25 protein-coding genes are annotated in these 24,206 nt (G+C 71.9%); 16 read left to right on the top strand and 9 right to left on the bottom strand.

Annotated features, from left to right (window positions below; all coding sequences use genetic code 11):
• Nucleotides 1–75 precede the first annotated feature (75 nt).
• The 5 genes from ACGF8A_RS28165 to ACGF8A_RS28145 form a co-directional block, all read right to left on the bottom strand.
• Entirely contained in the window at nt 76–156 is an 81-nt protein-coding gene (locus ACGF8A_RS28165) for a putative leader peptide (RefSeq protein WP_350310325.1), read from the bottom strand.
• 231 nt (nt 157–387) lie between these two features.
• Nucleotides 388–1,119 (bottom strand): DUF2993 domain-containing protein, encoded by a 732-nt coding sequence (locus ACGF8A_RS28160; protein WP_393112943.1) that lies wholly within the window; start codon nt 1,117–1,119, stop codon nt 388–390.
• Nucleotides 1,120–1,216: 97 nt separating this feature from the next.
• A complete protein-coding gene (locus ACGF8A_RS28155) occupies nt 1,217–2,488 on the bottom strand; it encodes a hypothetical protein (RefSeq protein ID WP_393112941.1) in 1,272 nt (423 codons plus the stop codon).
• 8 nt (nt 2,489–2,496) lie between these two features.
• Nucleotides 2,497–2,751, bottom strand: coding sequence for a MoaD/ThiS family protein (locus ACGF8A_RS28150; RefSeq protein WP_393112939.1), 255 nt, complete (start codon nt 2,749–2,751; stop codon nt 2,497–2,499).
• Nucleotides 2,752–2,798: 47 nt separating this feature from the next.
• Nucleotides 2,799–3,650: an alpha/beta hydrolase gene (locus ACGF8A_RS28145; RefSeq protein WP_393112937.1), complete on the bottom strand. Its 852-nt coding sequence runs from the start codon at nt 3,648–3,650 to the stop codon at nt 2,799–2,801.
• A gap of 180 nt (nt 3,651–3,830) precedes the next feature.
• On the opposite strand from ACGF8A_RS28145, the gene ACGF8A_RS28140 reads away from it, so the two are divergent.
• The 5 genes from ACGF8A_RS28140 to ACGF8A_RS28120 all read left to right on the top strand — a co-directional run bounded on the left by ACGF8A_RS28140 (nt 3,831) and on the right by ACGF8A_RS28120 (nt 9,133).
• Nucleotides 3,831–4,610: a winged-helix domain-containing protein gene (locus ACGF8A_RS28140; RefSeq protein WP_393112935.1), complete on the top strand. Its 780-nt coding sequence runs from the start codon at nt 3,831–3,833 to the stop codon at nt 4,608–4,610.
• A 105-nt stretch (nt 4,611–4,715) separates the two neighbouring features.
• Nucleotides 4,716–5,735: a LacI family DNA-binding transcriptional regulator gene (locus tag ACGF8A_RS28135; protein ID WP_393112933.1), complete on the top strand. Its 1,020-nt coding sequence runs from the start codon at nt 4,716–4,718 to the stop codon at nt 5,733–5,735.
• Nucleotides 5,736–5,826: 91 nt separating this feature from the next.
• Nucleotides 5,827–6,849 carry a S1C family serine protease gene (locus ACGF8A_RS28130; protein ID WP_393112931.1) on the top strand — a complete coding sequence of 341 codons (1,023 nt, stop codon included), beginning with the start codon at nt 5,827–5,829 and terminating at the stop codon, nt 6,847–6,849.
• A gap of 86 nt (nt 6,850–6,935) precedes the next feature.
• Nucleotides 6,936–7,670, top strand: a complete 735-nt coding sequence (locus ACGF8A_RS28125; protein WP_393112929.1) for a response regulator transcription factor — start codon at nt 6,936–6,938, stop codon at nt 7,668–7,670.
• Complete coding sequence (locus ACGF8A_RS28120) at nt 7,667–9,133, top strand: sensor histidine kinase (RefSeq protein ID WP_393112927.1); 1,467 nt, start codon at nt 7,667–7,669, stop codon at nt 9,131–9,133. The genes ACGF8A_RS28125 and ACGF8A_RS28120 overlap by 4 nt, the downstream gene beginning before the upstream one ends.
• Nucleotides 9,134–9,668: 535 nt before the next feature.
• Here ACGF8A_RS28120 and ACGF8A_RS28115 read toward each other — a convergent pair.
• Nucleotides 9,669–11,468, bottom strand: coding sequence for a bifunctional metallophosphatase/5'-nucleotidase (locus tag ACGF8A_RS28115; RefSeq protein WP_393112925.1), 1,800 nt, complete (start codon nt 11,466–11,468; stop codon nt 9,669–9,671).
• Nucleotides 11,469–11,647: 179 nt separating this feature from the next.
• Here ACGF8A_RS28115 and mshD point away from each other — a divergent pair, with 179 nt between their 5' ends.
• From mshD to ACGF8A_RS28080, 7 genes are all read left to right on the top strand, one after another.
• Nucleotides 11,648–12,580 (top strand): mycothiol synthase, encoded by a 933-nt coding sequence (gene mshD / locus ACGF8A_RS28110; RefSeq protein ID WP_393112923.1) that lies wholly within the window; start codon nt 11,648–11,650, stop codon nt 12,578–12,580.
• 103 nt (nt 12,581–12,683) lie between these two features.
• Nucleotides 12,684–13,088, top strand: coding sequence for a GntR family transcriptional regulator (locus tag ACGF8A_RS28105; protein ID WP_393112921.1), 405 nt, complete (start codon nt 12,684–12,686; stop codon nt 13,086–13,088).
• Entirely contained in the window at nt 13,085–13,972 is an 888-nt protein-coding gene (locus ACGF8A_RS28100; protein ID WP_393112919.1) for an ABC transporter ATP-binding protein, read from the top strand. The genes ACGF8A_RS28105 and ACGF8A_RS28100 overlap by 4 nt, the downstream gene beginning before the upstream one ends.
• Nucleotides 13,969–14,934, top strand: a complete 966-nt coding sequence (locus ACGF8A_RS28095; protein ID WP_393112917.1) for an ABC transporter permease — start codon at nt 13,969–13,971, stop codon at nt 14,932–14,934. The genes ACGF8A_RS28100 and ACGF8A_RS28095 overlap by 4 nt, the downstream gene beginning before the upstream one ends.
• A gap of 360 nt (nt 14,935–15,294) precedes the next feature.
• A complete protein-coding gene (locus tag ACGF8A_RS28090; RefSeq protein ID WP_393112915.1) occupies nt 15,295–17,526 on the top strand; it encodes an RNA degradosome polyphosphate kinase in 2,232 nt (743 codons plus the stop codon).
• On the top strand, nt 17,507–18,616 hold the full coding sequence (locus tag ACGF8A_RS28085; RefSeq protein WP_393112913.1) for a CHAD domain-containing protein: 1,110 nt from the start codon (nt 17,507–17,509) through the stop codon (nt 18,614–18,616). The genes ACGF8A_RS28090 and ACGF8A_RS28085 overlap by 20 nt, the downstream gene beginning before the upstream one ends.
• Before the next feature lie 24 nt (nt 18,617–18,640).
• Nucleotides 18,641–19,072 carry an NUDIX hydrolase gene (locus tag ACGF8A_RS28080; protein ID WP_393112911.1) on the top strand — a complete coding sequence of 144 codons (432 nt, stop codon included), beginning with the start codon at nt 18,641–18,643 and terminating at the stop codon, nt 19,070–19,072.
• A 17-nt stretch (nt 19,073–19,089) separates the two neighbouring features.
• On the opposite strand, the gene ACGF8A_RS28075 is transcribed toward ACGF8A_RS28080, so the two are convergent.
• The gene (locus tag ACGF8A_RS28075) at nt 19,090–19,263 is read right to left on the bottom strand and encodes a hypothetical protein (protein WP_393112909.1); all 174 of its coding nucleotides are present in this window, start codon (nt 19,261–19,263) and stop codon (nt 19,090–19,092) included.
• Nucleotides 19,264–19,470: 207 nt separating this feature from the next.
• Here ACGF8A_RS28075 and ACGF8A_RS28070 point away from each other — a divergent pair, with 207 nt between their 5' ends.
• Nucleotides 19,471–20,307 (top strand): hypothetical protein, encoded by an 837-nt coding sequence (locus ACGF8A_RS28070; protein ID WP_393112907.1) that lies wholly within the window; start codon nt 19,471–19,473, stop codon nt 20,305–20,307.
• 85 nt (nt 20,308–20,392) lie between these two features.
• Entirely contained in the window at nt 20,393–20,575 is a 183-nt protein-coding gene (locus tag ACGF8A_RS28065; RefSeq protein WP_393112905.1) for a hypothetical protein, read from the top strand.
• Nucleotides 20,576–20,610: 35 nt separating this feature from the next.
• On the opposite strand, the gene ACGF8A_RS28060 is transcribed toward ACGF8A_RS28065, so the two are convergent.
• On the bottom strand, nt 20,611–20,943 hold the full coding sequence (locus tag ACGF8A_RS28060; RefSeq protein ID WP_230885534.1) for a metal-sensitive transcriptional regulator: 333 nt from the start codon (nt 20,941–20,943) through the stop codon (nt 20,611–20,613).
• 214 nt (nt 20,944–21,157) lie between these two features.
• On the opposite strand from ACGF8A_RS28060, the gene ACGF8A_RS28055 reads away from it, so the two are divergent.
• Both ACGF8A_RS28055 and ACGF8A_RS28050 read left to right on the top strand, forming a co-directional pair.
• Entirely contained in the window at nt 21,158–21,778 is a 621-nt protein-coding gene (locus tag ACGF8A_RS28055) for a DUF47 domain-containing protein (protein ID WP_393112903.1), read from the top strand.
• Between the two features lie 7 nt (nt 21,779–21,785).
• Nucleotides 21,786–22,784, top strand: coding sequence for an anion permease (locus ACGF8A_RS28050; protein WP_393112901.1), 999 nt, complete (start codon nt 21,786–21,788; stop codon nt 22,782–22,784).
• Nucleotides 22,785–23,403: 619 nt separating this feature from the next.
• Here ACGF8A_RS28050 and pstB read toward each other — a convergent pair.
• The gene (gene pstB / locus ACGF8A_RS28045) at nt 23,404–24,180 is read right to left on the bottom strand and encodes a phosphate ABC transporter ATP-binding protein PstB (RefSeq protein ID WP_393112899.1); all 777 of its coding nucleotides are present in this window, start codon (nt 24,178–24,180) and stop codon (nt 23,404–23,406) included.
• Nucleotides 24,181–24,206 lie beyond the last annotated feature (26 nt).

The raw sequence follows: 24,206 nt of genomic DNA, 5'->3' as shown, positions 1-24,206 counted from the left end.
GTGCGCGTGCCGGGTGCGGCGTGGCGCACGAGTGCCCTGAGCAGGGCAGGGGAACGCGGAAGTCGGAGCTTCCGCTCAGAAGGTGCGACAGAGCATGGCGGCAACGCGGCACAGGTCTACTGCCCGCCGCTTCGTGAGGTCCGCCTGTCGCTTCATGCCGTCGAGCTTAGGGACGGACCGGCGGGCGTGTCACCGGTGTGTCGTATCGTGAGACACGATCGTCCGGCATACGGGAATACAGAGGCGCCCGGCCAGCCGCGGGACGACTTCCGGGCGCCTGCGCACGTTCTCTCATCTGCGGTACGGACGAGGCGTCTCGCCTGTCGGACCACCGACCGTCCCCCGCCGTCCGGCCCGGCCCGCCACCCGCTCGAACCCCGCCTCGTCCTAGCCGGCCAGCCGCACGTCCGAACCCCTCACCGAGATCTCCACGCCGTTGCGCGCCGCCTCGACCTTGTCGAGCTTGACGCCGCCGGGCAGGTCGTCGATGGCCTGCTGGAAGTCGGTGATCTCACGGACCGAGTTCTCGGCGAGATCGAGGCCCGCCAGGTCCGGCAGGGAATCGGTGCGCACCTCGACGTTGTCGCCCTTGACGCTGACCGTGCTGAGCACGGAGAGCTGCCTGGTGCCGATCACCGGGGCCTCCACCTCCACCCCGACCTCGATCTTTCCGTCGCCACCGTCGGAGAGGCTCACCACGCGGGCCGTGATGCCGGGGGCGACCTGCGTGGGCTCCGACTTGGCGGCCTTGAGCAGCTCGTCGTACGCGATGGTCGCCGTGCCGGTCGCGGAGGCGGCCGTGGCGGAGCTGAAGTCGCCGGAGAAGCCGACGCCCTTCAGGTTCGCCCGCAGGTCGTCGATGCGGATCCGCTCACCGTCGCCCGCGGCCGCCTCGTAGTCCTGGATGCCGATCTCGACGTCGTCCAGCGTGCCGCCGGCCACCTGGGTGAGGAACGGGAAACCGTTGATCGCCACCTCGGGGGTGCCGGTCAGGCCCTCGTTCGTCCGCATCCGGTCCGCGACCTCGCCCTCGGCGAAGTTCACCGCGAGCCGGTCGGCGGCCACGAACAGGCCGCCCAGGATCACGACGACGATCAGAAGTATTCGCAGCGCGCGCATTTTTCCCTACCCAGGCGGTCGGTCTCGGACGACGGTCACCGTAACCCCAAAGGCGACACCGGCCGCGCAATTGTCGATCACCTGTGACAGGCGAACCTCAGACCAGCGCGCGTCCCAGCACCCACACCACCGGCGCCGCGGCGCTCAGCGGCAGGGCCACACCGGCGGTGAAGTGGACGAACCGGGAGGGATAGTCGTAGCTCGCCGCCCGGTGGCCGATCAGGGCGCACACCCCGGCCGCCACGCCGAGCAGGGCGCCCCCGCCGTTCCCCACGCCGGTCATCTGACCGGCCGCGATGCCGGCCCCCGCCGCCGCGAGCAGCGCGACGACCACGGAGGCGGGTGTCGGCAGCGGCAGCGCGCGCGCCGGCACGGCCACGGCCACCGCGACGGCGCCGAGGACGACCGCGTCCGGCTCGGCGGCCAGATAGCCGGTCGCGACGACGGCCAGCGCGGCCGAGACGACGGTCGCCGTCAGGCCGTACATCCGGGTGTCCGGGTCGGCGTGCGAGCGCAGCTGAAGCACGAGGGTGAGCAGGACCCACACCCCGAGCGTGCCGAGGATCGCGGCGGGCGCCTGCTCGCGGCCCGCGACCAGCAGCGCCACGTCCGCGGTCAGCGCGCCCGCGAACGCGAGCGCGATGCCCTGGCGGGCCGGCCACATGCCGTTCAGCCGGAACCAGCCCGCCGCAGTGACGGCCTGGAGCAGGATCAGCGGCACGAGCAGGCCCCACGCGCCGAGCGCGGCGCCGCCGGCCATCAGCAGTCCGAGCACCGCGGTGAGCGCGGCCGGCTGCGACCCGGGCTCGATGATGGGCGAGCGCCCCTCCAGCCGGGCCCGCTGCGCGGCCGTGAGCGGCGCTTCGGGGGCCGCGGGGGGCTGGTGGGGCTGCCCGTGCGGCTCCTGCGCCCACTGCCCGTTCTCCGGCTGCTGCTGCGGAACGTACGCCGGGGTGGCCTGCTGGGCCTGCGTGTCCCAGGTCCGGCCCTCCCACTCCTGGGTGTACGGACCGCCCCCGTACGGCTCCTGCCGGTACTGGGGCTGCTGGTGCTGGGTCTGCTGGTGCTGCGCGGACTGCTGGTACTGGGCGGCCTGCTGGTACTGGGCGGCCTGCTGGTACCGGGGTCGGCCCTGCTGGTGCGAGGTCTGTCCCTGCTCGTAGTGGCTCCGCCCCTGCTGGTACTGCGGGGGCTGTCCCTGCTGGTACTGCGGGGGCTGTCCCTGCTGGTACTGCGGGGGCTGTCCCTGATCGTGCCGCGGTTCCCCCTGCTGCTGGCGGGGAGCCCGTCCCTGCTGGTACTCGGGCTGCCCCTGCCGGTAGGGGTCGTACCCGGCGTCGTACGCGCCCTCGTACGGCTGGTTGCTCATCGGTGTGGTCACCCTCCTGCGAACGGCGGGAGCACCTCGACCGTGCCGCCCTCGGCCAGCCGTACCGTCTCATGCCCGCGGGTGCCCACGGGATCACCGTCGACGAGGAACGAGCATCGCTGCAGCACGCGCACCAGTTCACCGGGGTGTCGCCCGCGCACCGCGTCGAGCGCCTCGGCGAGCGTCGCCGCGTCGAGGCGCTCCTCGGCGATCCCGGCCGCGGCCTTCGCGGCCGCCCAGTAGCGCACCGTGACCTCTGCCATCTCGTCCTCAAGTCGGTCGGCGGAACCTGGCTGTGAATACCGTCAGGCTAGCCCGCCGCGCGAGCGGCCCAGCCGCCGATACGGGCCAGGAGGCCGTCGGTGGCCGCGTGCTCGGCATGGCCCATGCCGGGCTCCAGCCAGAGTTCGCCGTGGTCACCGGCGGCCTCGGCCAGCATGCGGGGGTGGTCGACCGGGAAGTAGCCGTCGCGGTCGCCGTGGACGATGAGCAGCGGCGTCGGCGCGATCCGGGGTACTGCCTCGACCGGCGAGAGCGGGACGGGGTTCCAGCCGCGGTGGTGGATGCGGGTGCGCAGGCCGTAGCGGCCGAGGAGCCGGCCCTCGGGCCGGGTGACCAGCCAGTGGACGCGACGCATGGGTGCCGTACCCCGGTAGTACCAGCGGGCCGGGGCGCTGACCGACACCACCGCCTCGGTCTGCCGGGCGTTGAGCGCGGCGTGCCGGAGCACCACCGAGCCGCCCATGGAGAAGCCGACGGTCACCACGCGCGCGTGCCCCTGTTCACGCGCCCACGCCACCGCCGCCGCCAGGTCGAAGACCTCGCGGTCGCCGACGGTCGAACGCCCGCCGGAGGCCCCGTGGCCCCGGAAGGAGAACGTGATCACGGCGCCGTACCGCCCGAACGCCGTGGCGACCCGTCGCACGTGCGGCTTGTCGACATCGCCGGTGAAGCCGTGGGCGACGACGAACACCGGGTGGCCAGCAGGTGGCGGCGGCGTTTCGTATACGACCCCGCCCGGTTCGTACAGCGCGTCGACGCGCACACCGTCGGCGGTCTGCAGAAACGTCCGCGACGGCGCGGGTCTGCCCGCCCCCGGCGTCTCACACTGCGGACGGACGGTGGTGGAACGTGCCACTTGGCCTGCCGGACCGTTGCTCATGTGGGCTATTCTGCTGTGCAGAGGACTCGGGCAGCGTTGCCCCCGGGTCCTTTTGTGCTTTCGGAAGCGTTGTATACGAGGCGGAGAACCACAGGTGACCGCCGGTGTACGGGCCCCGGGATCGCAGAGCGGTGCCGCATCGCACAACGTCCTCGCAGGGACCGAGGAGGAACCAGACGTATGAGTTCTCTGCTGCTCCTGACCAACGCCCTCCAGCCGTCGGCGGAAGTACTGCCCGCGCTCGGCCTGCTGCTGCACAACGTGCGTGTGGCTCCGGCGGAGGGCCCCGCCCTCGTCGACACCCCCGGTGCCGACGTCATCCTCGTCGACGGCCGGCGCGACCTCCCCCAGGTCCGCAGCCTCTGCCAGCTGCTCCGCTCCACCGGGCCCGGCTGCCCGCTCGTCCTCGTGGTGACCGAGGGCGGGCTCGCCGCCGTCACCGCCGACTGGGGCATCGACGACGTCCTGCTCGACACCGCGGGGCCCGCCGAGGTCGAGGCCCGCCTGCGGCTCGCGATGGGCCGGCAGCAGATCGTCAACGACGACTCCCCGATGGAGATCCGCAACGGCGACCTGTCGGTGGACGAGGCCACGTACAGCGCCAAGCTCAAGGGGCGCGTGCTCGACCTCACGTTCAAGGAGTTCGAGCTCCTGAAGTACCTCGCGCAGCACCCGGGCCGGGTCTTCACCCGCGCCCAGCTGCTCCAGGAGGTCTGGGGCTACGACTACTTCGGCGGCACCCGCACGGTCGACGTCCACGTACGGCGGCTGCGCGCCAAGCTCGGACCCGAGCACGAGTCGCTGATCGGGACCGTCCGGAACGTCGGTTACCGATTCGTTACGCCGGAGAAGGTGGACCGCGCCGCGGACGAGACGAAGGCCGGGGCGGCCCGGCCGAAGCCGGAGGATGCGGGCGAGACGGCCTCGCCGGCCGTCGCCGAGGTTCCCGCGGACGCGTAGCGGGGGCGTGGGCGCGCCCCCGGCGGTGCGCCCCGCCCGCGCCCGGGTTCGCACAACGCTCCGTACGCCCTGCCCAGCGGGGGTCCATCCGCGTAGACTCCGCGCGTGGCCAAGGTGACTCGGGATGATGTGGCGCGGCTGGCGGGAACCTCCACCGCCGTGGTCAGTTACGTCATCAACAACGGACCCCGGCCGGTCGCCCCGGCCACGCGCGAGCGTGTCCTCGCCGCCATCAAGGAGCTGGGCTACCGGCCCGACCGGGTGGCCCAGGCGATGGCCTCACGGCGCACCGACCTCATAGGCCTGATCGTCCCCGACGCCCGCCAGCCCTTCTTCGGGGAGATGGCGCACGCGGTGGAGTGGGCGGCAGCCGAGCGCGGAAAGATGGTCCTGGTCGGGAACTCCGACTACGTCGGCGAGCGCGAGGTCCACTATCTGCGGGCCTTCCTCGGGATGCGGGTCTCCGGGCTGATCCTGGTCAGCCACGCGCTGAACGACCTGGCCGCCGCCGAGATCGAGGCCTGGGACGCCCGGGTCGTCCTTCTCCACGAGCGCCCCGAGGCCATCGACGACGTCGCCGTCGTCACGGACGACCTGGGCGGCGCCCAGCTCGCCGTACGCCATCTGCTGGAGCACGGCTACGAATACGTCGCCTGTATGGGCGGCACCGCCGAGACGCCCGCCGTCGGCGACCCGGTCTCCGACCACGTCGAGGGCTGGCGGCGCGCCATGGCCGAGGCCGGGCTGCCCACGGAGGGACGTCTCTTCGAGGCGCCGTACAACCGCTACGACGCCTACCGCGTCGCCCTGGAGTTCCTCTCCGGCCCCGACCGGCCGCCCGCCGTCTTCTGCTCCACCGACGACCAGGCCATCGGCCTGCTGCGGGCGGCGCGCGAGCTGCGGATCGACGTGCCCGGGAAGCTGGCGGTGGCCGGCTTCGACGACATCAAGGAGGCGGCGCTCGCGGACCCGCCGCTGACCACGATCGCCTCCGACCGCTCGGCGATGGCGCGGGCGGCGGTGGACCTCGTCCTCGACGACGGGCTGCGGGTGGCGGGCTCGCGCCGGGAGCGGCTGAAGGTGTTCCCCTCGCGGCTGGTGGTGCGCAGCTCCTGCGGCTGCTAGCACCTGGCCTTATATCGGGCATACAAGGTTCTGCCGGGCTTCTCAGGCAGCACTCAGGGTGCTCTCATGGTCGGGCGACAGGCTCATGGACATGACCGAGAGCTTCCGCCGCGACGGCGAGTACGAGAACCACGGGAACCCGTACCAGGGCGGGCATCAGCACGCCTCCTCTCCTGTCGACCCCCAGTGGCCACCGCCGCCCGCCCACCAGCCGACGGCGCTGCAGGCCGAGCCCTTCGCCGCGCCGCGCGGGCGCGGGAAGCGCACCCGCGGGAGCGTCGCCCTGCTGGCCGCCGTGGCGATCGTCGCCGCGGCCGTCGGCGGCGGCACGGCCTACGGCTTCCAGGAGCTCGCCGGTGGCGGCACGGTGGCCTCGGCCGGCACCGGCACCAACGTCGTGCCGTCGAGTCAGCGGGGCACCGTCGCCGGCGTGGCCAAGGCGGTCAGCCCGAGCATCGTCGAGATCAGCGCCGCCACGAACGCCGGGTCGTCCACCGGCTCCGGCGTGATCATCACCGGTGACGGCGAGATCGTCACCAACAACCACGTGGTCTCCGGCGCCTCCCAGGTCAAGGTGACCACCAGCGACGGCAAGGAGTACACCGCGCAGGTCGTCGGCACCGACAGCAGCAAGGACCTCGCCCTGATCAAACTGGACGACGCCGCCGGACTGAAGGCGGCGACCCTGGGCGACTCCGACGGTGTGCAGGTCGGTGACGAGGTCGTGGCGATCGGCTCGCCCGAGGGTCTGACCGGCACGGTGACGAGCGGCATCGTCTCCGCGCTCGACCGTGACGTGACCGTGTCCACCGAGGAGGGCCGGCAGCAGCCGGGCGGCGGCTGGCCGTTCGAGTTCGACGGCAGGGAGTTCAACGGCGACACCGGGTCGTCCACGACGACGTACAAGGCGCTCCAGACCGACGCGTCCCTCAATCCCGGCAACTCCGGCGGCGCGCTGATCGACATGAACGGCGACATCATCGGGATCAATTCCGCGATGTACTCGGCGGCGGGCTCGTCGTCCGACGCGGGCAGCGTGGGCCTCGGATTCGCGATCCCGGTCAACACCGTCAAGGCCGACCTGGCCGAGCTGCGGGCGGGTGCGACGGACTGAGGCCGGCGGACCGGCGGCCGTCCGCAGACATGCGAGGCTGGCAGCGTCAGCCTCCGCCTCCCCATCGCACCCGAGGAATCCGAGCCATGAGCCCCGCCGAAGGCGACCGTGACCCCCAGCGCATCCTCATCGTCGACGACGAGCCGGCGGTGCGCGAAGCACTCCAGCGCAGCCTCGCCTTCGAGGGGTACGACACGCAGGTCGCGGTCGACGGCGCGGACGCCCTGGAGAAGGCGGCCGCGTACCGGCCCGACCTGGTCGTCCTCGACATCCAGATGCCCCGCATGGACGGCCTGACCGCCGCACGCCGCATCCGGGGCACCGGGGACACGACCCCCATCCTGATGCTGACGGCCCGCGACACGGTCGGTGACCGGGTGACGGGACTGGACGCCGGGGCGGACGACTACCTGGTCAAGCCCTTCGAGCTGGACGAGCTGTTCGCCCGTATCCGCGCCCTGCTGCGGCGCAGCTCCTACGCGGCCGCGCAGGCGGCGGCCGGTGCCCAGGACGAGGCACTGGCCTTCGCCGACCTGCGCATGGACGTCGGGACGCGGGAAGTGACGCGGGGCGGGCGGCCGGTGGAGCTGACGCGCACCGAGTTCACGCTCCTGGAGATGTTCATGGCCCATCCGCGGCAGGTCCTCACCCGGGAGCAGATCCTGAAGGCGGTGTGGGGCTTCGACTTCGAGCCGTCGTCCAACTCCCTGGACGTGTACGTGATGTACCTGCGCCGCAAGACGGAGGCCGGGGGCGAGCCGCGGCTGGTGCACACGGTGCGGGGCGTGGGGTACGTGCTGCGGCAGGGCGGCGCGGAGTGAACAGGGTGACCCGCCGCTTCCGTGCCCTGCCCCTCCGCTCCCGGCTGGCGCTGCTGGTGGCGGCGGCGGTGGCGTTCGCGGTGGCGGCGGTGTCCGTGAGCTGCTGGTTCGTGGTGCGCAACAAGCTGTACGACGAGATCGACGACGACCTGCAGGCGTCCATCGGCTCCGTGTCACGCATCGAGGTCGCGGCCGCGCTCGGTGCCTGCGGCCAGGCACCGGCGACCGGTCCGCTCGGGCCCCGGTCGGACAGCTACGTCCAGATCGTGCGGTCGGACGGCGAGGCCTGCCCGTTCGCCGGTTCGGCGGGCACGATCAAGGTCGCCGACGCCGACACGGCCATGGCCAAGGCTCCGCAGGAACGCAACGGCACGCTGCGCACCGGCCAGGACAGCGACGGCGACCCGGTGCGCGTACTGACCACGGCGCTCGTGGTCAAGGTCAGCCCCGGCGAGCAGTACGTCGCCGGGGACTCCGCGCTGGTCCTCGGCATCTCCCTCAACGGCACCCGGCGCACCCTCAACGAACTCGCCCTGCTGCTGCTCATCGTCTCCGGCGTCGGAGTCGTGGGTGCCGGGGCCGCCGGTCTGGCGGTGGCGCGCGCGGGTCTGCGCCCCGTCGACAAGCTCACCGAGGCCGTGGAGCACGTCGCCCGCACCGAGGACCTCCGCATCCGCATCCCCGTGGAGGACGACAACGAGGACGAGGTCGCCCGGCTCTCGCGGTCGTTCAACTCCATGACCTCCGCCCTGGCCAGCTCCCGCGACCTGCAACAGCAGCTCATCGCCGACGCCGGTCACGAGCTGCGGACGCCGCTGACCTCGCTGCGCACCAACATCGAGCTGCTCACGCGCAGCGAGGAGACCGGCCGCCCCCTGCCCGAGGGGGACCGCAAGGCGCTGCTGGCCTCGGTGAAGGCCCAGATGACGGAGCTGGCCGCGCTGATCGGCGACCTCCAGGAACTGTCCCGGCCGGACGTCGACCAGCACGCCGGCAGGGCGCAGGTGATCGCCCTGCACGACACCGTCGGGTCCGCACTGCGCCGCGCCCGCCTGCGTGGCCCGGAGCTGACCATCACGGCCGACCTGCGGCCGTGGTACGTACGCGCGGAGCCGTCGGCGCTGGAGCGGGCGGTGGTCAACATCCTCGACAACGCGGTGAAGTTCAGCCCCGGCGGCGGCGCCGTCGAGGTCGTGCTGAACGACGGGATCCTCACCGTCCGCGACCACGGCCCCGGCATCCCCGCCGACGAACTCCCCCACGTCTTCGACCGCTTCTGGCGTTCACCCACCGCACGCGCACTGCCCGGCTCCGGGCTCGGCCTGTCCATCGTGGCCCGCACGGTGCAGCAGTCGGGCGGCGAGGTGACCCTGAGCCCGGCGGAGGGCGGCGGCACGGTGGTGACCGTACGGCTGCCGGGGGCACCGACGCCACCGCCGGAGGCCGTGCAGGCCTCCCGCTGAGTACCCTGGCCGGCCCTCTCCTCGAAGCTGCGTCTCCCGGCGGGCCCTGCCGTGATCGGCCGCCCTTCTCGTGGAGCGACCGGTTCGCCGAACACCCGAACACCGGCCCGGCCGCCGGCCCCGCGCGCGCCGGCCGGCCGCCGGCTCACCGACGCATGGGCCACCGGCCAAGAGGTGGCCGGCCGGCTGGACGCCTACGGAGTCCCGACAGATCCGTCCGCCGGGCGCAGGTGATCGACAAGTGCCCGGAACCGGCCCCACACCTCAGCAGGCGTCCCGTCGCCCCACCGGTAGTGCAGCGCGGGGCCGGCGGCGTGGGCCGCGGCGGCGGTGGCTGGGCGGGGCCCACGGCTCGTCCTCATCGGTCCGGCCGGGACCGAGGGGGCCCGTCGGGGGATGCGTCAAGGTGTGGTGGGGGGCTACGCATCGATCCATCCGAACATGCGTACCAGCCCCACCCGCAACCTGAATCGGAGGTATGCGATCCAGTTCACTGCGGACTCCCGCCGCAGTGAACTGGTCGCGGTCCTTGCCGCTACCGCACGACCGTGATGCGGTTCGCCGCAGGCGGCGCCATCGGGTCGGCCGCGGAGGAGTTGGCCGTCAGGTACTTCTCCAGGGCCGTCAGGTCGTCCTCGCCGACGAGGTCGTCGGTGCCCTGGGCGAGCGTCGGGAAGCCGTCGCCGCCGCCCGCGAGGAAGCTGTTGCTCGCGACACGGTAGACGGCCGTCGGGTCGATCGCCGCGCCGTTCAGCCTGATGGAGTCCGTGACCACCCGGTCGGCGCCGCTCTTGGTCAGGTCCAGGGTGTACGTCAGTCCGGCGGACGGCTGGAGCACCTTCGGGGCGGCCTCGTTGGCGCCGCTCACCTGCTCCTTGAGGACCTGGATCAGCTGGGCGCCGGTGAGGTCCTGGAGGTTGACGGTGTTGGCGAACGGCTGGACCGTGAAGCCCTCCGCGTACGTCACCACGCCGTCGCCCTCACCGGCCTTCGCCGCGTAGGTGAGCGGCGCGCGGATACCGCCGGGGTTCATCAGTGCCAGGTCGGTCTCCGGGTCCAGTTCCTTGCCGTAGGCGAGCTGGGCGTCGGCGATCAGGTCGCCGAGCGGGGACTCGGTGCCCGTGTTCGTGATGTCGGCGGAGATGTGGCCGACGGCCCGGCTGCCGATGGGCGCGGCGAGGGTGTTCCACCTGTCGATCAGGCGGGTCATGTCCGGCGCCTTGGGGACGTCCCGGGTGACCACGTGGTTGGCCGACTTCACGGCCGTACGGGCGATGTCACCCGTCCACCGGTCGTAGGTGAGGGTGGTGTCCGTGTACAGCCGGCCGAACGAGGCGGCCGAGGTGACCATGCGGGGCTTGCCCGCCGGGTCGTCGATGGTGCACACGTACGGCGCGTGGGTGTGGCCGGTGACGAGCGCGTCGACCTGCGGGGTGACGTTCTTGGCGATGTCGACGATCGGGCCGGAGATGCCGTCGCCCGCGCCCGGGGAGTCGCAGTCGTGGTTGTACGCGGTCCCGGCCGGGAAGCCGCCCTCGTGGATCAGGGCGACGATGGACTTCACGCCCTGCCGCTGGAGGACCTTCGCGTACTTGTCGATCGTCTCGACCTCGTCCTTGAAGACGAGGCCCTTGACGCCCTCGGCGGAGACGATGTCCGGGGTGGCCTCCAGTGTCACGCCGATGAAGCCGACCTTGACGCCGTTCTTCTTCCAGACCCAGTAGGGCTTGAGGAGAGGCTTCCCGGTCTTCTCCTTGAGGACGTTCGCGGCGAGGTAGGGGAAGTCGGCGCCCTTGAACTTCTTGTCCGTGTAGCAGCCGTCGGTGGGGTGGCAGCCGCCGTTCTGGAGGCGGGCCAGCTCCTTGGCGCCCTCGTCGAACTCGTGGTTGCCGACGCTCGTCACATCCAGGTCGAGCTTGTTCAGCGCCTCGATGGTGGGCTCGTCGTGGAAGAGACCGGAGATCAGCGGGGAGGCGCCGACCATGTCGCCGCCGGCCGCGGTGATCGAGTACCGGTTGCCCTCGCGGGCCTCGCGCAGATGCGTGGCCAGGTACTCGACGCCGCCCGCGTCGATGGTCTTCGTGGTGCCGTCGGGCTGGAGTTCGGTGACGCGGCCGGAGGAGCCGGCCGGCGGTTCCAGGTTGCCGTGCAGATCGTTGAAGGACAGCAGCTGCACATCCTGGTAGCGACTCGGCCGGTGGCCGCCGTGGCTGTCGTGCGCGCTCGCGTTCGACGGCATCGCGGCGGCCAGCGCGCCGACGGTGGTGAGTCCGGCGGCCGCGGCGAGCAGTCGGGGGGTACGGCGTCTGCGGTGCGGCTCGGGTGTGACCGGCATGTGCTCCCCTGTGGGTCGTCTCAGGCCTTTGTTCGATCGCCCGAAGCCTAGAGTCAACGCGCGTAGCGGCACAGGGGGTTCATGGTTACATCCTGGTATCCACAGGCGTTTTCCGATGCTTTTCCCCCCGCCCTTCCCGTGCCGCCACTTTGCCCCGCCCGCCCCTTACCCTCGTAGGCATGACCAGCGACGACAGCGCACGGACCGGCGGCCCCCTCTCCCGTTCCCTGGAGACCCGTGCCGCGCTCACCCCGGAGCAGAGCGAGGCCGTACTCGACCTGCTCGCCACGGCCGCGCGGGGTGACGGTCAGCAGGCGGTGTCCGAGCAGGGCCGGCTGCGGATCCGCGGCGGTGCCCGCGAGGGCGTCTCCCATCTGCTGCTCACCGCGGGCGGCCAACTCGTCGGCTACGCCCAGCTGGAGGACACCGACCCGGTGGAGGCGCCGGCCGCCGAACTCGTCGTCCACCCCGCGCACCGCGGCCACGGGCACGGCCGTGCCCTCGGTTCCGCCCTGCTCGCCGCGTCCGGCAAGCGGCTGCGAGTGTGGGCGCACGGCGGCCATGCCGCCGCCCGGCACCTGGCGCAGGTGCTCGGTCTCACACTGTTCCGCGAACTGCGCCAGATGCGGCGCCCGTTGGCGGGCCTGGACCTGCCCGAGCCGGTCCTGCCGCAGGACGTGACCGTGCGCACCTTCGTGCCCGGCCAGGACGACGCGGCCTGGCTGGCCGTCAACGCCGCCGCTTTCGCCCACCACCCCGAGCAGGGCTCGCTCACCCAGCGGGACCTCGACGACCGCAGGGCCGAGCCGTGGTTCGACCCGGAGGGCTTCTTCCTCGCCTTCCGCGGCGGCGAACTCGTCGGCTTCCACTGGACGAAGGTGCACGCCGAGGAGCAGCTGGGCGAGGTGTACGTGCTCGGTGTCGCCCCGGGCGCGCAGGGGACCGGGCTGGGCAAGGCGCTCACCTCGATCGGCCTGCGGCATCTGGCGGCGCAGGCACTGCCGACGGCGATGCTGTACGTCGACGCCGACAACAAGGCGGCGGTGAGCGTGTACGAGCGGATGGGCTTCACGACGTACGAGACGGACCTGATGTACCGCACCGAGACGTGAGACATTCCGGTGCATAATCCCCTGATGCGGGCGGCAATCTTGACGCCGCCCGCATTCATACACCACCCTTTCACTACTCAATTAGTGAAAGGGTGGTGTATGAGTGGTCGAGTACCGGATCGACCGGCGCAGCGGCGTCGCCACCTACGTCCAGATCGTCCAGCAGACCAAACAGGCGCTGCGGCTCGGCCTGTTGCAGCCCGGCGACAAACTGCCCACGGCACGCGAGGTCGTCGAGGCCACCGCCATCAACCCCAACACCGTCCTCAAGGCCTATCGCGAACTGGAGCGCGACGGCCTCGTCGAGGCACGGCGCGGACTCGGCACGTTCGTCCGGCGGTCACTCGGGGCCGCGCCGGCCGACTCGCCGCTGCGGGCGGAGCTGGCGCTGTGGGCGCAGCGCGCACGCGCGGCGGGGCTGGAACGGGAGGACGTGGCCGCGCTCTTCGCCGCCGTCCTCGACGAGCAGTTCACGGCACATCAGCGGCACGAGGGGGACCAGGCATGACCGACATCGCCGTCGAGGCGGCCTCGCTGGGCAAGAGGTTCCGGCGCCGGGGGCGGCAGGCGCTGGACTCCTGCACCTTCCGGCTGCCCGCCGGCGCCGTCTGCGCCGTCATGGGACCCAACGGCGCCGGCAAGTCGACCCTGCTCGCCCTCGCCGCCGCACTGGCCGCCCCCACCGAGGGCACACTCACGGTGCTCGGCGGCACCCCGGCCCAGGCTCGCGAGCGTCTGGCGTACGTCGCCCAGGACAAGCCCCTGTACCCGCAGCTCACCGTCGGCGAGACCCTGCGCCTGGGCCACGAACTCAACCCCCGCGTATGGGACGCGGCCGTCGCCGAGCGGGTCGTCGCGGACGGCGACCTGGACCCGGACGACCCGATCCGCGTGCTGTCCGGCGGACAGCGCAGCCGGGTCGCACTCGCCCTCGCGCTCGGCAAACGGCCCGAACTGCTGCTGCTGGACGAGCCGATGGCCGACCTCGACCCGCTCGCCCGGCACCAGCTGATGGGCACCCTGATGGCCGACGCCGCCGAGCGCGGCACCACGGTCGTGATGTCCTCGCACGTCGTCGCCGACCTCGAGGGCTCCTGCGACCACCTGCTCCTGCTGGGCGCGGGCCGGGTCCGGCTCTCCGGGCCCCTGGACGACCTGCTCGCCGCGCACACCCTCGTCACCGGCCCGGCCAGCGGCGACCTCGGCCCGCACACCGTCGTCGAGTCCCGCACGACCGGCCGCCAGCTCACCGCCCTGATACGCGCCCGGGGCCCGGTCGGCGCCGGCTGGGAGACGGCCGAGCCGTCCCTGGAGGAAGTGGTCCTGTCCCATCTGCGCTCAGCCGAGGCACCGGCACTCCGCCTCGACGCCCCCGAGGAGGCCGCCGCATGACCGCCGTGACCGCCCCCGCGCGCCATGGCCGTGTGCACGGCATGACCTGGGCGCTGCTCCGCCTGCACCGCTCGGCGCTGTGGTTCTGGCTGATGCTGCTGACCGTGGCGGCGGGGGCCCTGCTGTGGGCGTACGGCCCCGGTGTGGCCGCGGCCGAGAAGGTGTACCGGAAGCTGGACTGCGGACCCGGGTACTGCGACACGAGCGTCACCGCGTTCGAGCGCTACGACCTCGCCGTCGCCGTCGGCAGCGGCCTGCTCACCGTGGCACCCGTCCTCATCGCCGCCTGGGCGGGCGGCTCACTGATCGGCCGCGAGCTGGAGCAGGGCACCGCCCGGCTGGCCTGGACACAGTCCGTGACACCGGTCCGCTGGCTGGCGGCGAAGCTCGCCGTCCCCGCCGCCCTCGTCACCGCGGGCACCCTGCTCCTGACCCTGCTGCACCGGCTGCCGTGGTCGGCGGACGGTCCCCTGCGCGCGGCAACCGGCACGCGCGACTGGTACGACGGCGTCACCTTCGCCGCCAACGGCACCCTCGCCACCGCCTACGCCCTGCTCGCGCTGGCCGTCGGCGCGCTCGCCGGTCTGCTCACGCGCCGCAGCACGGCCGGACTCGGTCTCGGCGTCCTCGCACTGCTGGCCCTGGCGGGGATGGTGTCCGAGCTGCGCCCGCGGCTGTGGCCGGCCGAGACGGTAACCGGCGCCCACGGCTACCCCGACATCGGCGACGGAGCGCTCGTCACCGAGGGCGCCCTCACCGCGACGGGCGCCCGCGTGCAGGACCCGCTGTGCGTCGACGACGCCAAGTGCCTCGCCGAGCACGACGTCGTCGCCTTCTACCGCGACCACCACCCCACGTCCCACTTCTGGCCACTGCAACTGGTGGAGACGGGCATCGTCCTCGCCCTGACCGCCTTGGCGACGCTGACCGCCTTCCGGCTGCTGAAGCGCCGCACCACCTGACCGGGAACGGGGGCGGCCGAGGACGAGAACTCCGCGTCGCGGCCGCCCACGTGACGGGCGTCAGGGCCACCACGGGCACAGGGCCCGGCGCGGACGCACAGGGCCGCCCCCGCCGGGCCCTGCCCGGGGCCCACGAGTCCGCCGAGGCCCGCGAGACCCCCGGGGAGCCGCCCCCCGCTATCCCGCACGTCATGTCGCCGTAACCATCGATTCAGCCAGGCTTGCGACGCTCAGCCAATGACGCCCGCTGTGCCAGAGCCTTCGCCACCCCCCGGGGGTCGCGCGGGAAACGGGGCCCCGGTGATCCGGCCCGCCCGCTCCGACGCGCCCGTTTCGTCCCAGGCGCGGAAGAATGGGTTCATGAGCCAGCAGAACGCCCAGGCAGAGGTCCAGCACGTACAGCCCTCCGTGGGCTCCATCGCCGCGCACCGCCCCCACACGGTCTCGGCCACCGTCTCCGACCTGGAACCCGACCTCGACGCCGACCTCGATGTCTACGAGGAGACGACGGTCGACGGGATCCAGCTGCCCCAGGGCCGTTTCCTGGACCGGGAGCGCAGCTGGCTCGCGTTCAACGAGCGGGTCCTGGAACTCGCCGAGGACCCGAACACGCCCCTTCTGGAGCGTGCCAACTTCCTCGCGATCTTCGCCAGCAACCTCGACGAGTTCTTCATGGTCCGGGTCGCGGGACTGAAGCGCCGGATCGCCACCGGCGTCGCCACCCGCTCCGCCTCCGGCCTGCAGCCGATGCAGGTCCTGGAGATGATCTGGGCCCGCTCCCGCGAGCTGATGGCCCGGCACGCCGCCTGCTACCACGAGGACGTCGCCCCCGCGCTGGCCGAGGAGGGCATCCACCTGGTCCGCTGGAGCGAGCTGACCGAGAAGGAACAGGCCCGCCTGTTCACCCTCTTCCGGCACCAGATCTTCCCGGTCCTGACCCCGCTGGCCGTGGACCCCGCACACCCGTTCCCGTACATCTCCGGCCTGTCCCTGAACCTGGCCGTCGTCGTACGCAACCCGGTCAGCGGCCACAAGCACTTCGCCCGCGTCAAGGTGCCCCCGCTGCTCTCCCGCTTCCTGGAGGCCGCCCCCGGCCGGTACGTCCCGCTGGAGGACGTCATCGCCGCGCACCTCGAGGAGCTCTTCCCCGGCATGGAGGTGCTGGAGCACCACGCCTTCCGGCTGACCAGGAACGAGGACCTGGAGGTCGAGGAGGACGACGCCGAGAACCTGCTCCAGGCCCTGGAGAAGGAGCTCATGCGCCGCCGGTTCGGCCCGCCGGTCCGCCTGGAGGTCGAGGAGTCCATCGACCGCGAGGTGCTGGACCTGCTGGTGCGCGAGCTGAAGATCGGCGAGGCCGAGGTCTACCCGCTGCCCGGCCCACTCGACCTCACCGGCCTGTTCCGCATCCACCGCCTGGACCGGCCCGAGCTGAAGTACCCGAAGTTCGTCGCCGGCACCCACCGTGACCTGGCCGAGGTCGAGTCCGCGTCCGCGCCCGACATCTTCGCCGCGCTGCGCGCCAGGGACGTGCTGCTGCACCACCCGTACGACTCCTTCTCCACCTCCGTGCAGGCGTTCCTGGAGCAGGCCGCGTCCGACCCGGACGTCCTCGCCATCAAGCAGACGCTGTACCGGACCTCCGGCGACTCGCCCATCGTGGACGCGCTGATAGACGCCGCCGAGTCCGGCAAACAGGTGCTCGTCCTGGTCGAGATCAAGGCCCGCTTCGACGAGCACGCCAACATCAAGTGGGCGCGCAAGCTGGAGGAGGCCGGCTGCCACGTGGTCTACGGCCTGGTCGGCCTGAAGACCCACTGCAAGCTGTCGCTGGTGGTCCGCCAGGAGGGCGACACCCTGCGGCGCTACAGCCACGTCGGCACCGGCAACTACCACCCGAAGACGGCCCGCCTCTACGAGGACCTCGGCCTGCTCACCGCCGACCCGCAGGTCGGCGCGGACCTGTCCGACCTGTTCAACCGGCTCTCCGGCTACTCGCGCCGGGAGACCTACCGCCGGCTGCTGGTCGCGCCCAAGTCGCTGCGCGACGGCCTGATAGCGCGGATCAACAAGGAGGTCCAGCACCACCGGGCCGGACGTCCCGCCTCCGTCCGTATCAAGGTCAACTCGATGGTCGACGAGGCCGTCATCGACGCCCTGTACCGCGCGTCCATGGCAGGCGTCCCGGTCGACATCTGGGTACGCGGCATCTGTGCGATCCGGCCGGGCGTGACGGGCCTGTCGGAGAACGTGCGGGTCCGCTCGATCCTCGGCCGCTTCCTCGAACACTCCCGGGTCTTCGCCTTCGGCAACGGCGGCGAACCCGAGGTGTGGCTCGGCAGCGCCGACATGATGCACCGCAATCTCGACCGCCGCATCGAGGCCCTGGTGCGCGTCGTCGACCCGGCGCACCGCGCCGCGCTCAACCGGCTCCTCGAAACCGGTATGTCCGACTCCACCTCCTCCTGGCACCTGGGCCCGGACGGCGAGTGGACCAGGCACGCGGTGGACGCGGACGGCGGGCCCCTGCGGAACATCCAGGAGATGCTCATAGACGCGCGGAGGCGCCGGCGTGGCACAGCAACACCTTGACCCGACCGACCCGATGGCCGGGCCGGTGACAGGAGACGCCCTCGGGGGCTACCTGCGCGCCCAGGCCACGGAGTTCCTGCGTGCGCTCCGGCAGCACCGGGAGACCGGTGCCGCCTCCGCGCACAACGGCACGGAGGAGACCGTCGACGCGGCGCGGGCCCTGCGCCGCTCGGCCCGCCGCATCAGCGGCACCCTGCACACCTTCCGTCCACTGCTGGACAGCGACTGGTCGGAGGGCATGCGTCCGGAGCTGGCCTGGCTCTCCGGCACGCTGGCCCTGGAGCACGCGTACGCGGCCCGTCTGGAGAGGCTGCTGCAGGCCCTGCACCGGCTGTCGGGGGCGACGTTCCCGGCACAGTCGGTCAACGCGGGCGCGGCGATGGCGGCGGGCGGTCGCGCCGCCGGCACGGCACGGGTGGCCGCGGGTGCGCCGCCCGCCGCGGGTCCCCCGATGGCTCCGGAACGCGGCAACCTCACCGTCGGCGCGGCCAAGGCGGGCGCCCTGCTCGAACGCCAGCTCACCCTGGCCCGGACCCGGGCCCACTCCAGCGCCCTGCAGGCCCTCGGCTCCTCCCGCTTCCACGCGGTCGCCGACAAGGTCGCCGTACTGGCCAGCGAGGTTCCGCTGACCCCCGCGGCGCTCACCGCCGACCTGCGTCCGCACGCGGCGGCGGCCGAGGAGCGCCTCACGGCAGCGGTGGCCGTCCTGCCCCTGGTCACCGCGGGTCACCCGTACAACGCGCAGGCCCTGATCCACGGCCTCTCCCCGGACCCCGCCCCGCACCCCCAGGACGCCCCCTGGCACCAGGTCCGCCTCCTGCTGCGGCTGCACCGCTACGCCCGCGAGGTCCTGCGGGGCGCGGACGCCCCGGTCGACGTCCGCCTGCTGACCGCGGGACAGGCCCTCAACCGGCACCGCGACGCCGCCGAGGCGGCAGCGGCCGCCGCCGCCGCGGCCCGTACGCCCCGCATCGCCCCGGCGACGGCGTACGCACTGGGCGTGCTGCACGCCGACCAGCGGCACGAGGTGGAGGCGGCGCGGTTCGAGTTCCAGCAGTCCTGGCAGAAGCACACAGTCGGCACTTCCTGAGCACGAGGGGGCGGTGAACAGCCGTTGAGCGATACGAGAGACACCCCGGTCCAGGCTGCCGGCTGCGTGCTGTGGCGCCGCTCCGCCACCGCCGGGGAACCTGAGATCTGTCTGGTCCACCGGCCGAAGTACGACGACTGGTCCCACCCCAAGGGCAAGCTGAAGCGCGGTGAGGACCCGCTGGCGGGCGCGCTGCGGGAGGTCGAGGAGGAGACCGGCCACGCCGCGGTGCCGGGCGCCGAACTCCCCACCGTGCACTACCTGGCGAACGGCCGCCCCAAGCAGGTCCACTACTGGGCGGCCGAGGTCACCACCGGTTGCTTCATCCCCAGCGACGAGGTCGACCGCATCCTGTGGCTGCCGCCCGCGGCGGCCCGGCTGCGGCTGACCCAGCCCCGTGACCGCGAACTGGTCGACGAACTCCTGGCGACCCTGCGCCCCGCCCACGACGCCTGACGTTCCCGCCGGGACCATCAGGATCCGGCCACATGTCCGGCCGCGTCCGTCCGTGCCTGGCTCCGCGCCCGGCGCGCGGGCCCGCGCCAGCCGCAGACGCAGCGGGCCACGCAGAACGGCCCCTGCTCGACCGTGCTCGCGCGATGCTCCGGACGGTCCTGACCTGGGGCGAACCGATCCTGCTCTGTCACGCCGGCAACGTTACCGAGCCAAGGTGAACAGCCGGTCAGGCGGGAGCAAGCCGCTTGCGGATCCGCTCCCCGGCCCCGCGCACCCGGTCCGCATACGCCCCGCGCACGCCTCCACCACGCCGGGCCCGGCGTGACGGCTCAACCTACCCGTCGTTAACCGGAACAAAGGGGGGCCGAGACGGACGTACGGCTGGGGGTAGGCAGACGATGGCGGAGCAGTACGGCAGGACGGGCGGGACGGTCGTGGCAGCGGGGCTGACGGCCTGCGCCTGCCTCCTCGCCTCCGGATGCACGAGCAGCGGTGCCGCCGCCGACGACGCCCGCCCCGCCGACCCGGTCGGCACCCTGCACCGCGCCGCCGACGCGCTGGTCGACGCGGGCACGTCCAAGGCCCGTACGTCGATGGAGATGGCGACCGGCGGCACCCGCGTCACCATCCGCGGCGAGGGCGTCTACGACTTCGGCCACCGGCGCGGCCGGCTGAAGGTGCTGCTCCCCCAGGACCCGGCCGGCCAGAGCGAGCGCCGCCCGATCACCGAGCTCCTCGCCCCCGGCGCCCTCTACATGAAGAACCGCGGCGCCGGGGTCCCGGCGGACAAGTGGGTACGGGTCGACACGACGACCCTCTCGGACGGAAACCTGGTCACCGGCGGGGCCACCGACCCCTACGCCGCCGCCGAGGTGCTGCGCGGCACCCGCACGGCGACGTACGTCGGCCGGACCGAGGTCGCCGGCACCGAGGTGCACCACTACCGGGGCACCGCCGATCTCGCCAAGGCCGCCAGGACGGCGTCCCCCGGGGGCCGGGCGTCGCTCGCCGCGGCGGCGAAAGGGTTCGCCACCGCCGAGGTCCCGTTCGACGTGTTCCTCGACGACGAGGGCCGGATCCGCAAGGTCAGACACCGCTTCAGCTTCGTCAACGGACGGCAGGAGGGCACCGTGGCGGTCGCCTCCACGACCCTGCTCTACGACTTCGGCGCCCCCGTCGACGTGCGCCTGCCGCCCGAGAAGGACATCTACGCGGGCCGGATCGCCGAGGAGTGACCGGCGTGAACTAGCCCGTCCGTGCCATGCGCGTTGTGTAGGCCACTCCCTACTCTAGGAAGCCGATGACGGCAGAGAAGAGGTGATGCACGTGGCTCCGGTCGGCGGTACGGCAGTTCAGGACCACGTGGCCCTCGCCGAGATCGAGCTGTGCGGAGAGCTGATCATCGCGGCCTCCACGGCGGACGAGGACCGGCTGAGCCTGGAGAGCATCGACGAGGTCCTGAGGGTGGCCGAAGAACGCGGGGACGGCTCCCGCGCACAGTGAGCGCCGGAAGGTGAGCGCCGGAAGGTGAGCGAACCTCACGTCCGCAGCAGCCGCCCGATGGCCTTGGTGGCCTCCTCGACCTTGGCGTCGATCTCGTCCCCGCCCTTCAGCGCGGCGTCGGCGACGCAGTGCCGCAGATGCTCCTCGAGCAACTGCAGGGCGAAGGACTGCAGGGCCTTCGTGGACGCCGAGACCTGCGTGAGTATGTCGATGCAGTAGACGTCCTCGTCGACCATCCTCTGCAGCCCCCGGATCTGCCCCTCGATCCGCCGAAGCCGCTTAAGATGCTCGTCCTTCTGCTTGTGGTAGCCGTGGATGCCCCGGTCATGGTCGGTCACCACGCCCTCGCCGGCCTCGGTGGTCGTCATCACGCACCCTCCATCCACATACCCCTACTGGGTATATCGTACCGAACTCTGCTGGGTATAGGCCCCTTGGTCACTGCCCGGAGCCGGCCGCCGAACCGCCCCCGTACAGATGCACGGAATTCATGGGCGACACTGGAGGGCGGCCCGTTAGCCGTGGCCGGATGATGCGCCTAGCATCAGCCTGTCCGAAACCGAAGCACCCCGAGGACCCCACGTGCGCTTTCGTCTGACCCCCAGGGAGACGAGCTTCTATGACATGTTCGCCGCGTCCGCGGACAACATCGTCACGGGCTCGAAACTCCTGATGGAACTGCTCGGGGCGGACGCTTCCGCCCGGGCCGAGATCGCAGAGCGCATGCGGGCAGCGGAACACGCCGGTGACGATGCCACTCACGCGATCTTCCACCAGCTGAACTCCTCGTTCATCACGCCCTTCGACCGCGAGGACATCTACTCCCTCGCGTCCTCCCTCGACGACATCATGGACTTCATGGAGGAGGCCGTCGACCTGGTCGTCCTCTACAACATCGAGGAACTCCCCAAGGGAGTCGACCAGCAGATCGAGGTCCTCGCCCGCGCCGCCGAACTGACGGCCGAAGCCATGCCCCACCTGCGCACGCTGGAGAACCTCACCGAGTACTGGATCGAGGTCAACCGCCTCGAGAACCAGGCCGACCAGATCCACCGCAAGCTTCTGGCCCACCTCTTCAACGGCAAGTACGACGCCATAGAGGTGCTGAAGCTCAAGCAGATCGTCGACGTCCTCGAAGAGGCCGCCGACGCGTTCGAGCACGTGGCGAACACGGTGGAGACCATCGCCGTCAAGGAGTCCTGACCGGTCCATGGACACCTTCGCCCTGGTCGTGACCATCCTGGTCGCCCTCTTCTTCACCTACACCAACGGCTTCCACGACTCGGCGAACGCGATCGCCACGTCCGTGTCGACGCGCGCCCTGACGCCGAAGGCCGCCCTGGCCATGGCCGCGGTCATGAACCTGGCCGGCGCGTTCCTCGGCAGCGGCGTCGCGAAGACGGTCAGCGAAGGCCTGATCGAAACGCCCGAGGGCTCCACGGGCATGGGCATCCTCTTCGCCGCCCTCCTCGGCGCCATCACCTGGAACCTGATCACCTGGTACTACGGCCTCCCGTCCTCCTCCTCCCACGCCCTCTTCGGCGGCATGGTCGGCGCGGCGCTGGCCGGCGGCACGCAGGTCTACTGGCACGGCGTGCTGGACAAGATCATCATCCCCATGTTCGTCTCCCCCGTGGTCGGCCTGATCGTCGGCTACCTGGTCATGACGGCGATCATGTGGATCTTCCGCAACTCCAACCCGCACAAGACCAAGCGCGGCTTCCGCATAGCGCAGACCGTCTCGGCGGCGGGCATGGCCCTCGGCCACGGCCTCCAGGACGCCCAGAAGACCATGGGCATCGTCGTGATGGCCCTGGTCATCGCCGACGTCGAGGACTACGGCGACCCCATTCCCCTCTGGGTCAAGATCGCCTGCGCCCTGATGCTCTCCCTCGGCACCTACGCCGGCGGCTGGCGCATCATGCGCACCCTCGGCCGCAAGATCATCGAACTCGACCCCCCGCAGGGCTTCGCCGCCGAAACCACGGGCGCGTCGATCATGTTCACCACGGCCTTCCTCTTCAAGGCCCCCATCTCGACCACCCACGTCATCACCTCGGCCATCATGGGCGTCGGCGCGACGAAGCGCGTGAACGCCGTCCGCTGGGGCGTCGCCAAGAACATCGTCCTGGGCTGGTTCATCACGATGCCCGCGGCGGCCGTCGTCGCGGCCTGCGCCTACGGCGTCGTACACCTGGCCTTCCTCTAGGCCGCGCGGGGGCGACGGACACCGCACGTCGGCAAGCCCCCACCCCCACCCCCATCAAGGCACGGCGAGAAGACGACCTGCCCCGGGCGTAGCCCCGCGGACCCGCAGTCGCGTACGGCGGGAAGGGGCCGTGTCGGGGGGCTGCCCGCAGCGGTTGGCGCGTCGACACGAGCGCGTCCGTAAGAGACCGACTCCGCGCCGTTCCGAGGACGGACACCCCCCGGCGCGGCCCCGACACGACTCGCACCGCGGGCGCTCCAGCACACCCCACCGGACAGCAACAGCCCGCCGCAGGCACCGGCACGGCGGACCCGACCCACCCGCCGCCACCACCCGCCGCTACAGCACCCCCACCAGACAGCAACACCCCGCCGCAGGCACCGGCACGGCGGACCCGACCCACCCGCCGCTGCAGCACCCCGCACCGGACAACCGCAAGCACCCGCGCGCCCCGCCCCACCCCCACCCCCACCCCCACCCACCGGCGCTACAGCGACCCACACCGCACAGCCCAGGCACCGCCGGAGGCAGGAAACGGCGGGGCCCGCCCCCGGGAGCCAGGGGCGGGCCCTTTTCGTCCTCGCGGTGGCACCGCCATGCAGCACCGCGAGGGGCTTGATCAGCCGAAACGCCCGGAGATGTAGTCCTCCGTGGCCTGGACCGACGGGTTGGAGAAGATCCGCTCCGTGTCGTCGATCTCGATCAGCTTGCCCGGCTGCCCCACGGCAGCCAGGTTGAAGAACGCCGTCCGGTCCGACACACGCGCGGCCTGCTGCATGTTGTGCGTCACGATGACGATCGTGAAGCGCTCCTTCAGCTCCCCGATCAGGTCCTCGATCGCCAGCGTGGAGATCGGGTCGAGCGCGGAACACGGCTCGTCCATGAGCAGCACGTTCGGCTCGACGGCGATCGCCCGCGCGATGCACAGCCGCTGCTGCTGACCACCCGACAGCCCCGACCCCGGCTTGTTCAGCCGGTCCTTGACCTCGTTCCAGAGGTTCGCTCCCCTGAGCGACTTCTCCACGATGTCGTCCAGCTGGGACTTCTTGTACGACCCCAGCAGCTTCAGCCCCGCCGCCACGTTGTCGTACACCGACATCGTCGGGAACGGGTTCGGCCGCTGGAACACCATGCCGACCTCACGCCGCACGGCCACGGGGTCGACCCCGGTCCCGTACAGGTTCTCGTCGTCGAGCATGACCTTGCCCTCGACCCGCCCGCCCGGAGTCACCTCGTGCATCCGGTTGAGCGTACGCAGGAAGGTGGACTTGCCGCATCCGGACGGCCCGATGAAGGCCGTGACCGAACGGGGCTCGATGGTCATCGAGATGTCCTCGATGGCACGGAACGAGCCGTAGTAGGCGCTGAGGCCGCTGACATCAATGCGCTTGGCCATGTGAAATCACTGCTTCTTTCAGAATT

Source organism: Streptomyces sp. NPDC047706, from assembly GCF_043204795.1.
GTDB lineage: Bacteria > Actinomycetota > Actinomycetes > Streptomycetales > Streptomycetaceae > Streptomyces.
This window is presented reverse-complemented; position numbering and strand designations above follow the sequence as displayed.